The organism is Alkalibacterium sp. s-m-28 (assembly GCF_054658175.1).
This window is the reverse complement of the sequence record NZ_BAAGIQ010000071.1, coordinates 1-10,795: the sequence shown is the minus strand read 5'-3', so window position 1 is coordinate 10,795 and position 10,795 is coordinate 1. Positions and strand designations below refer to the sequence as shown.

The following is a 10,795-nucleotide window of genomic DNA, read 5'->3' as shown; positions in this document are numbered from 1 at the left end:
TGTTGTTATGGTGACTACATTTTACCAAAGAGAGGTGTCTTTTTGTGTGTTTTTTGATAATTATTTATAAGAAGTTTCAATAACCGCAAGGGTTAAACCTGGATATTCAACTGCAAAACTTGAGTTATTTAATGTCAAAGTTTCTTTGTACTTTCTTTCCTGCATTCTGTTCATCCTCTCTTTTACTTCCTTATTGTAACTATTTAGCACAGTAAAAACAATTTTAATGCAAAAAAAACAGTCAGATGGGGGTTATCCATCTGACTGAGGTAAGGGAACACATTAAGAATGAGCAGCGCTGAGCTGAGGATAGACCTCTTCTACTGTTCTTTCCGGATCAATGACAATATACAATTTATCATTCTGGTCCATAGATGACTGATATGCATTATCGTGTCCATCAGTGTCCATTGCTTTATATGGGAAATAGATGCGGTCTTTTTCGACTGCCATTCTCTTTTCCCCATTTAAACGGTCACGATATAAAATATCCATCATTTCGATATCCTGAAACTGCCTGACTCGGGCGAACATGCCTGCTTCCAATCCACCTTTGTTGATATCATCTGAATTGACACTGTCAGCTTCGTGAGCAATCTCAATCTTAAGTGATTCACAAGGATGGATCTGCTGAAATTCGTCACCAATTCGTCCAAAACTCGTGGTAACCTGCTTGATCCATAAGTCCCCGATATGTTCACGGCGAACTGTCCAGGTTTCACCGTTACGGAAAACAAAGCGTAAAGCATTCATTACTTTTTTCATAACATTCTCTCCTACCTTTCTTCATGTGAACAGTTTAACAAATTAACTTTGCAAAGGGAAGCTTTTTCCTAAATATATTTGTGTCTTTTTTATGAATATTGTGCTTTATTGAACAAATTGCATTTGACTAGTCCGACCTGATTGTTTTTCTCGATTTAATCTGTCTTTTCAATGCTAGAAAACCTTATGTGCTGTTGAATGGGTCATATACAGTTTTTTGGTCCATTGGATAAAATTTCTGGTGTTCGTATGTGCCATAAAAGATTTTATGCACCATTCGCCGCTCGTAGTTTTAACCGAATAGACCATATACCATGTTATGGTCCATTCCCGTTAGTAATTGGTAGAAAGTAGATACGCCATGTCCCTTTAATATTTTTTAGAGTTCTTTATAAGGAAAAACCAGCTGAGTGATCAGCTGGTTTCCGATGAACATGCAAAGAGCATGCCGAATATATAAACTCGGCACGCTCTTAGTTACTACGTTCATTTGTTGCTTTACGATACGCTTAATTCATTAACTGCAAGAATCGCATGAGCAATTTCTGTCGGAGTGATTTCCGGATCCAAGTTCTCCATCGTTTCTCCATCAGCTGTAGCCAGCTCTCCAATTTCAAGCAGTTCATCAAATGATTTGCCATCCAGATGCATCTCTTCAAGAGTAGTCGGCATGTCTATTGCTTTAAAGAAATCGATATATTTCTTGATCTCTTCCCCTGACTTTCTTTCAAGCACAAGCTGGACCAGGACACCGTATGCGACTTTCTGACCATGAGTCAGGTAGTGGATATCCCCATCTACTGCAGTAAACCCATTATGAATCGCGTGTGCACCGGCCAGTCCACCGTTTTCAAAACCAAGGCCGGAGAGTAGTGTATTCGCTTCTACAATCGCATCAACTTGCGGGGTAACGAGCTGTTCTTTAACAGCGTTGTAAGCCGCTAATCCATGAGTAAATAGTACCTCTTCAGCCATTTCAGCTATTGCCTTAGCTGCAAATGTCGTCTTTCCGCCTGCCATTGTATCGCTGTTCCGCTTCATGGCCGCTTTAACTTCGACCAATGTCGCCATAGCGTCCGACATTCCTGATGCAAATAAATGCAGGGGAGCCTTGACTACAATTCCTGTGTCGATTAGAACCAGATCAGGATTTTTATCGTAGAACTTGTACCCTTCAAAAACACCATCATCCGAATAAATAACGGATAATGCACTTGTGGGGGCATCAGTTGAAGCTGTAGTTGGTACAATGATGACCGGTACTTCTAGTCCATCGGAAACGGCTTTAGCGGTATCATGAGTTTTACCGCCTCCGACACCGATGACTGCATCCACATTCTGTTCTTTTCCAGCTTCAATCAGACGCTCGATTTCTTTGGTCGATGATTCCCCGTTAAACTGTTCGAAATGATACTTACTATCGGATTCACTGAAACTTTCTTCTACCATATCCTTAGTAATATCCCACACGACCTCATCAGAAATCAGCAGAGACTGTTTTCCGATACTTTCAACCTCTTTACCGAGTTCCTTGATGACACCATTTCCCTGAATGTAACGACTTGGCGACTTGAATATATACTTCTGCATACACTTGCTCCTTCCTTATTTGCTTTCAATTTCATTCTAACACATTCCAGGTTCCGAAAACAAAAAATAACCCTTGAACAAATGCAAAATAATTAAAAACTTCAATTAATGTGTAGGCGTTGAATGTATTCTAATAGTGCACTATTGTAAAAGAATACAGGAAGGCATAGTCTATCGACACCCTGCCTTCCTGTTTGATTTTAAAACTTGTAGTGGATCGATTCTTTATACTCGCTGATGAGCTTCTGATTGAGTTCATCTCCACCGTCCAGATTTGCACTGTAAAAAATTGGTGGTTTTTCCATACCGTTTGCTTTCAGTTTTTTCACAGTTTCAACAATCAGCGTATTGGCTACCAGTGCACCGATTACCGTAGAAGATGGACCTACCCGCATATCAAGACCTTCTATCTCGCACATCCCGTCACCTCTATGCCCGTGATTATCTATAACGATATCACTATATTCAAAGAGATTCTTGCCGGACGGGTGGCGGGAATCGACTGATTTTGAATAAGTGAGATTGGTCAGCCCAATGGTCGTCACGCCTTTATTCTGAGCTTCCATTGCCAGTTCGATCGTCACAGGGTTTCGTCCTGAGACCGAATGAACTATCAGGACGTCCCCTTCTTTGAATGGTGTCTTCTCAGCGAGAGCAGTCCCGTAACCCACCAGTCGTTCCATTTTGCTTGTATGGGTAATAGGCTGGACATCCAGGAGGACACTTTCTCCAAAAATAGGATTGATCGTCATCAGTCCTCCGGCTCTATAATAGAGTTCCTGAGTCAGTATGCCGGCATGACTGGCACCAAACGCAAAGATCGACTGCTTATTTTCAACTGCCTTGACCAGACAGTCCACTGCTTTGAGTATAGACGCTTGTTCTTTTTTTTCAACTGTGTCGATCAGCTGTTTAATTCCTTCAAAATAATCAAAAGTCATTTAAAACACTCCTGACAGAAGTTGTGCAAGCCAGCTGGCTAGTGGGCCGAATAAGGAGAAGTCGTTACCTCCGAAAATCAGCATCCAGTTTCGAATCGTCGTTTCATAGATGATTACCGAAATACCCATCAGTCCTACCATAACGACTGCACCGACAACTGTACCTATGATGGCTCCTCTTAAGCCCCCCTGACCTTCTCCCACGACTGCTGCTCCACCCATTTCAAAGAAGGAAGTAACAACCAGAGGAATAAGAATAACCCCGAACAAGTTCGTCGTATTGGCAATCAGAATCATAATTGTTGAAGTGATCATGGCCACGATGAAGCCGATGATGACTGCATTGGGTTTATAGTTGAACAGGATAGGCACATCGAAAGCAGGGACAGCTCCTGGAATGACTTTGTCGGAAATTCCCTGGAAAGCTGGAACGATCTGGTTGATCAGCATACGAACCCCCTGCAGCATAATGATCAGGCCGGCACCAAACGTGATCCCCTGAGTAACTGCTGTAAAGAAGGCATTATCTCCTTCAGCAACAATTTCAGGTGCAGCAAATGACATGATGACATACATGATGAAAATAACGATAGCACCCATGACTGAAATCTCACGGAAGAACGACAGACTCTTTGGTACGTTGAGTGATTCTGTTGAACGTTCCTTGTTTCCGACTCGCTTGGCAACGAAACCGGAAATGATACTCAAGATGCCGGTAGGGTGGCCGATAAGAAATGATTCATCTCCGGTAACGTCCCAGATATAGCGTCTCATGATCCATGGCATGAATGACCAGTATGAGGCAGACAGGATAGCCCCAAATAAAATGAGAGCAAGTCCAGTCAGACCGCCTTCAACACCTGCAGCTACAAAAATAAATGGGAACCACCAGAGCATGTGACCAGTAAGAAATATAGTCTTGACCGGAGTGAAGCGGGCAATCAGCAGATGAATGATCAGCCCAAGAAACATCGCCAGACCGATTTCCCCTCCGAAATCAGCGATGAATGTGACATCACTGAGTCCCTCGCCTACTTCTACCCCTTCAGCAATCGTCTGCTGGAAAGCATCATTGATTGGAATGATTGTTCCTACGATGAGACCGACCCCTGTATCCAGAATCAGCATACCGAAAGCAGCTGACAGGGATCCCTTAACAATATCTGCTATATTTTTCCGCTGAATGATAAGACCTATAGCAGCAATAAGACCCAGGAGAACAGGTGGGTTCCTGAGTATATAGTTAGTAATAAAATCTAAAATACCTTGCATGATAAGTCAGTCCTTTTTTAGTTAGATTAGGATCGTTTAATGATATAATCCGTCATAAGGTGATCCTTTCCCCCTTACCTACCTAATCATGTTTACTCTTTAGTGGACAGGAAATCATCAAGCGCTTTTCCTACCTCTTCTTTATCCATATACCTCTGGATCGGATATACCGGTGATTTGGTAGATCCTTTCAATTCGTCTCCTAACTCCTGACTAGTAAATACGGCATCCGCTCCAGTCCCTTTTGCCGAACTTAGATCAGTATTCTCCACTTCACAGTCTATTCCTCTTTCTTTCGCCGCTTTTTCAATTGACATTTTCAGTACCATTGACGAGCCTACACCGAATCCGCATACCGCTAAAAATTTGTACATGTTCACTAATTCCCTTCTTCTATTAATTGTCTGATTTTCTCTAAATCTCCTTGTAAAACGATCTCATATTTCTCGTCATCCATCAGCAGCTCTGACACTTCGGACAGAGCATCCAGGTGAGCAGATGCATCAACAGCAGCCAGGACCAGAAACACTTTAACTTCATTTCCTTTCAGATCTACCGGTTCCTCAAGAGTCAGCAGTGACATGCCGACTTCATTCACGCCTGTGCCAGCCTGAGCATGAGGAAGAGCAAAATAATCCTTGAGCACAATATAGGGTCCGTTCTTTTCAACACTATCGATCATCGCTTCTACATAACTATCATCAATCACCCCTTTATTCAGTAACGGCCGGGCAGCTACAGTGATCGCCTCTTCCCAGTTATCGACAGATGTCTTATGCTGCATCGTTTCTTCCGATAAATATTGTTTTAACATGCACCCCTACTCCTTTAATTAATGATAATGAGCTAAATAGCGGGAAATGTCCTGATCAGACTTACTGTGAAACAGCTTTTCAATGTCTGTTCTTGATTCCATCACAGCATATAACTGCTCGATAATCAGACTGATATGCTGAATATCTTCCTTAGTTACACTGACCAGTACAATTACGTCAACCCGATCACCGCCCCAATTTATTTTTCTGTCATTGATAAGCACTGAAAGCTGAGTTTCCTTGACAAATGAAGGATCTCCGTGTGGTATCGCAATGCCTGTCTCAAAAGCAGTAGAGGACATCTCTTCCCGGTCAAACACCGATTTGACATATGCATCAGTGACTTTCCCGGCTTCCACCAATGGATCAGTTAATGTCCTAATCGCGTCTTCCATAGAAAGCACATGACCCCTTGTAATACTTAAACGCCTGCTGAGAGAATCGACGAGTGGGTGTTCCTGGCTCAGTCCCTCATGTCTACTAGACAATACATAGGAACTTGAGAAAAGCTCAGTCATTTTATTCATGACATCCCTAAGCTCTGCATCAGTCGGAATGGATGAAAGAGGAATAACTGGCGGCTCGTCGATCGACAGCGGAACAGTTGAAATAATCAGATCTACTTTTTTCAGATCCATCTGCCCGATCTGATCTTCTGCAATGACTTCATAAATATGGACGCTCGGGAGAAACTGCTTGATTCGTCTTTCAAGGATTTCGGTCGTCAGCAGTCCAGTCTGACTGATAATCAATATCTTTCTGATATCTCGTTTCCGTTCCAGGGCAGACTGGAAATGAATCATCAAGAAGGCAATTTCATCTTCCGGAATACGTCTGCCGAGTTCTCTTTCCAGATCCAGAACAGCATACCAGGTCAGGTGAAACATCATGGAATACTGTTTCTTGATTTCTCGAATGTAAGGATTCTGTAAGGCGATCCCGTTTTTCAGCCTGAAGAACATGGGGATAATATGATGCAGGAGTCCATTTAAAAGCTGCTCGTCTTCACTCAAGTCTTCATTGATCATCCCGCTTACTTTTGAAACGAGTTCGCTCACAAGCGTCTGGTAGTAGGAATGTGTATCAATTGAATGAATATTTTTAAGTCCATTCGCTATAAGACAGTCATTAATATAAAGACGATCTTCAGTTGACAGACACTCCTTGGTCTGCTGCTCCAGTCTCGCAGCCAGATCATTTGCAATATAGTAGGTGTCCAGGCTGGTCACTCTCTCGAAGATATAACCGGAAGACTCTTTATGATGGTGACCCAGTATTATCCGATACATTAATACGATCAGATTTTCGAATAATTTAACACGGTAGTAATCAGCAAGCTGATAGGCGGTACCGATCTGTTCCACTTCATTTTGAATAATTTCAATATATTCATACAACACATTCAGTTCATCTTCAATAAAACCACCGTAGCTTCTCAAAGAAATAGGGGGATGACCAGAATGGTTCTCATATTTCAGAGAAAGATACCAGCCCCACAGAGCCTGATGGGTTCGTTCGTCTGTCAGTGAACTACCCACCACTTAAATCCTCCGGATTTTGAAGTGGGGGCTTCCTACGAACTCCATTCTTGTCTGCACAGGTTTCATGCAGACAGAGGAATCGGATATGGGTAGGCTCAAAAGGCAGTCCCTGCCTCATAGGTTTTCTTTTACTTGGCTAACGCCAAGGAATACTCAGTAGGCTTGGTTGTCGCCTATATAGACTTGGTTATCGTCTATATATAAAGTATACCAAATGAGAATGACATTAACCACTTCAAGCTATCGCTTGACCGAAATTCATCTCCCACTTTCACTGGTGCTTCGCACCCATACGCTTAGAAGTGGGAGACTTCTTTCGGAATTACGTTAAAATAGTCCCGTCGTTGTTTGAACTGAGAAGATCTTCACCTTGCAGAAAGTCCTGCCTGATCTGTCTGATATCCTTTACGATAGTCGCTCTGCTTACAAAATAATGTTCAGCCAGCTCATGGTAGGACACCCGGTTTCCTTCAAGCAAGTTTCTGATTATTTCAAACTGTCGGTCAGCGGGATCCAGATCAATTCTTGTTCCTCTGCTGATAGCGGTTAAGCAGGACAGTTTGTCTGAATGGCTGCCGATCAGTCGGATACCTGCGCCTGGACGTCTTTCCAGAACGAGTGATGTATTCTGTATTAAATCATCCAGTTCCTTAAGATAAGCATGAATCGTACGTGCAGAAACACCCAGTCTATCAGCTAGAAAGGCAGCTGATCTGAACTGTTCATTCTCAATCAGCATACCTAGAAGCTTCTGTTTATTTTTGATCGTCACGATTCTCTCACCTCCTCTCTACAGGTCAATTATATCACTTTTATGTAAGCCCTAACATCTACTCTTTCTCATCAGGCAATGTTGAAGAAAAGTATACACCTCTTTATATCCCGCACTTACTTTCTAACAATTAGATTGCTAAATATGACCGCTAGGAGTATGATTTAGACACATTATATGACAGAGTAAAGTCTGTCGATCTGGAGGCCTTATCATGAATAGAACCCGTTTTCTTGCACGTTTCAGACAAAGGAGCATGGCTGTATTCGGACGATTTCCACTATCAATTTTCTTTCTAGCTGTGACTACTCTGATAGTTATGGCTGATATCCAGCTTACTCGGACATCCTTGACAAGAGAAGCCTTTTCTGCCGGACTGGGTGCTCTTTTTCTAGCATGCGGGCAGTTGTGGAACGAAAAGAATGAGCGGCAGAAAACCCGTTCATCCTGGCTTATACTACTGGTTTCTGCTCTATCAGCCTTTCTTTACTATATATATCTAAGGCAAATCAACTTTGCATCTGATCAGTCAGCGATGATCAGGACGATCGTAGTCATCTTCATAGCCAGTGTTATGCTGATTACGATCCCGACAAGTCGCAGAGCATATACCTTTTCACAGTCCCTGATTGCTTATATACGGACATTTTTCAGTAGTCTGCTTCTAGCTGTTGTCTTTTACATTGGCGTAGCAGCAATTCTGGCAACATTCAGTACACTTTTCACTCAGCTGAGCTTTGAATGGTACAGTCATTCAGCTGCCATTATTTTCCTGTTTTTTGCTCCTGTGTATTTTCTATCCGGTATTCCGGAATTCTTTAGAGACAAAAATGATCAGACAGTAATAGAAGCCATCAGTCGACCAAAAATTTTAGCTGTTCTGGTAGACTTCATAGTCGTCCCTCTGATCCTTATTTTCTCGGCATTACTTATTGCCTATATCGGTGCAAACATTACTGGAGAATTCTGGCTGGACAGTCTGATCGAACCTATGCTGATCAGCTACGTAGCTGTCGGATTCATTACGCTCTTTTTAACTGAGCAGTCCACGAAGCAGTGGGTCCGTCTGTTCAACCGATACTTTCCATACCTGCTGCTGGTCATTGCTGTTTTTCAGAGTATCTCTTCATCTATAAAATCCTTTCAGCTTGGACTGACGCATGGCAGATATTTCGTTCTTCTATTTGGTTTATTTGCAATCAGTGGCGTGATAATATACGGTTTCTTTAAATCAGCTTCCCGATATATTCCTCTTATATTGATCGCATTAGGAATCGTGTCCATCCTTCCTTTTATCGACTCGGTATCTATTGGGACAGCGAGTCAGATCAGACAGGTTGAGGACATTATTCAAGCGGATGATTTTGATGATAACGGGCGGATCAGCTCTGAAGACCCATTTTCACATGAAGAAAAAATCCAGTTGAGCTACAGTTTTAATTACTTGAATAATATCAATGAACTAAACCGTTTGGACTGGCTGCCTGAGCGCTTTGACTATTATAATAATTTCCAGGCAGTATTTGGCTTTGACCCATATTATTTTGCCAATCATAACTCAGAGAATGGTGAGTGGTCCCCGGTAGAAACTGAATATGCCTATGTGGAGCTTGACAATGAACAGCCTGTAACTTTTTCAGTAGCGGGCATGGACGACATGGTCTACTTTTCTGTCTACCAGTCCGAAGGGTTTAACGAAGAGACACGGATTGATCTGAATCAGGAGAACGCAGAACTGATCATTCAGCACGATGATGAGATGTTCAGCCTGGAGCTGGAAGAAAATGATGAAGTAATCATGGTATTTGATTTAAGTTTCCTTCAGGAAGATATTTATGATTTACAAGGAATGAGCCAGTCCCGACCCCTAGAAGACTTGACGTTTGTTGAGGAAAACGAGGAAGTTGTCATAACTTTAATTGTCAACAGATTTGAAATTGACAGAAATGCATTTTACGGTGGTGACTTTACGGTGCTGCTGGATTACAAATAAGCTGGTCAAATAGGAAGCATTTTCATACGGTTTGAGGTAAACTGGATTTAGTAAAATTAATTGGAGGAATGCAGAACATGTCAAAAGAAACATTCACATTTCATAATGGAGTTACCATCCCAAGTATAGGATTCGGTACGTGGCAAATACCAAATGAAGAAGCATATGATGCAGTCACCATGGCACTGAAGAACGGCTATACTCACATCGATACTGCTTTAGCTTATCATAATGAAGAAAATGTCGGAAAGGCTATCAGAGATTTCGACATTGCCCGTGAAGATGTCTTTGTTACGAGTAAACTCCCCGCCGAACGTAAGGGATATCAGGAAACACTTGATGCGTTTGAAGAAACAATGAACAATCTGGGGCTGGACTACTTGGACCTCTATCTCATTCATGCCCCATGGCCTTGGAGTGAGAAAGGCACAGATTATACCGAGGGCAATATAGAGTCATGGAAAGCAATGGAAAAACTGTATAATGACGGTAAAATCAGAGCGATTGGTGTCTCGAACTTTGAAATCAGTGATCTTCAGGCTATTCTTGATAACTGTGGTATCGTTCCTATGGCCAACCAGATCCCTTACTATATCGGGCGCGACCAGAAAGATCTTGTCTCTTTCTGTAAAGAACATGATATCGTAGTGGAAGCTTATTCACCATTAGCTACCGGTCAGCTTCTGGACAGCCCTGAACTGAAGGAGCTGGCTGATAAATATGGTGTGACGACAGCACAGCTGGCAATCCGCTACTGTCTGGACAAAGACACACTGCCACTGCCAAAATCAACGCATGAAGAGCGCATCATTGAAAACAAGCAGGTGGATTTTGTTATCTCCGAAGAAGACTTAGCTGTTCTTGATAAGATGGAAGATGTAAGAAACTAAGCATAAATTCAACAGATCTGAATCAGCCGCTGACTGAATTGTCGGCGGTTTTCTCTGCATCATCCCCCCTACCTGATTTACATCATAATTAACTCAAGTTTTGCAGTTAAAAAATAGCCTTTGACCCTTGGTGTCATTGACTTGGTACCGATTATTATGCCGCTTTTGATATTTGATTCAGCTGATTTTCTTTTAAAAATGGCTTGAAGAGTTCCG

At 42.2% G+C, this 10,795-nt stretch carries 10 protein-coding genes; 2 read left to right on the top strand and 8 right to left on the bottom strand.

Annotated features, from left to right (window positions below):
* Positions 1 to 282: 282 nt before the first annotated feature.
* The 8 genes from ACYQ4S_RS09095 to ACYQ4S_RS09060 all read right to left on the bottom strand — a co-directional run bounded on the left by ACYQ4S_RS09095 (position 283) and on the right by ACYQ4S_RS09060 (position 7,696).
* Positions 283 to 765, bottom strand: a complete 483-nt coding sequence (locus ACYQ4S_RS09095) for a hypothetical protein (RefSeq protein ID WP_459770705.1) — start codon at positions 763 to 765, stop codon at positions 283 to 285.
* 498 nt (positions 766 to 1,263) lie between these two features.
* The gene (locus tag ACYQ4S_RS09090; protein ID WP_459770704.1) at positions 1,264 to 2,355 is read right to left on the bottom strand and encodes a glycerol dehydrogenase; all 1,092 of its coding nucleotides are present in this window, start codon (positions 2,353 to 2,355) and stop codon (positions 1,264 to 1,266) included.
* A gap of 200 nt (positions 2,356 to 2,555) precedes the next feature.
* Complete coding sequence (locus ACYQ4S_RS09085; RefSeq protein ID WP_459770702.1) at positions 2,556 to 3,296, bottom strand: sugar isomerase domain-containing protein; 741 nt, start codon at positions 3,294 to 3,296, stop codon at positions 2,556 to 2,558.
* On the bottom strand, positions 3,297 to 4,568 hold the full coding sequence (locus tag ACYQ4S_RS09080; protein ID WP_459770700.1) for a PTS ascorbate transporter subunit IIC: 1,272 nt from the start codon (positions 4,566 to 4,568) through the stop codon (positions 3,297 to 3,299).
* 92 nt (positions 4,569 to 4,660) lie between these two features.
* Positions 4,661 to 4,942 carry a PTS sugar transporter subunit IIB gene (locus ACYQ4S_RS09075; protein WP_459770707.1) on the bottom strand — a complete coding sequence of 94 codons (282 nt, stop codon included), beginning with the start codon at positions 4,940 to 4,942 and terminating at the stop codon, positions 4,661 to 4,663.
* 5 nt (positions 4,943 to 4,947) lie between these two features.
* A complete protein-coding gene (locus ACYQ4S_RS09070; protein WP_459770698.1) occupies positions 4,948 to 5,382 on the bottom strand; it encodes a PTS sugar transporter subunit IIA in 435 nt (144 codons plus the stop codon).
* A gap of 18 nt (positions 5,383 to 5,400) precedes the next feature.
* Positions 5,401 to 6,921 (bottom strand): BglG family transcription antiterminator, encoded by a 1,521-nt coding sequence (locus ACYQ4S_RS09065; protein ID WP_459770697.1) that lies wholly within the window; start codon positions 6,919 to 6,921, stop codon positions 5,401 to 5,403.
* Between the two features lie 325 nt (positions 6,922 to 7,246).
* Positions 7,247 to 7,696, bottom strand: a complete 450-nt coding sequence (locus tag ACYQ4S_RS09060; protein WP_459770695.1) for an HTH domain-containing protein — start codon at positions 7,694 to 7,696, stop codon at positions 7,247 to 7,249.
* 214 nt (positions 7,697 to 7,910) lie between these two features.
* Between ACYQ4S_RS09060 and ACYQ4S_RS09055 the strand changes: the two genes are divergently transcribed.
* Entirely contained in the window at positions 7,911 to 9,689 is a 1,779-nt protein-coding gene (locus ACYQ4S_RS09055; RefSeq protein ID WP_459770694.1) for a DUF4153 domain-containing protein, read from the top strand.
* A 77-nt stretch (positions 9,690 to 9,766) separates the two neighbouring features.
* Positions 9,767 to 10,579 carry an aldo/keto reductase gene (locus ACYQ4S_RS09050; RefSeq protein WP_459770692.1) on the top strand — a complete coding sequence of 271 codons (813 nt, stop codon included), beginning with the start codon at positions 9,767 to 9,769 and terminating at the stop codon, positions 10,577 to 10,579.
* Positions 10,580 to 10,795: the final 216 nt, after the last annotated feature.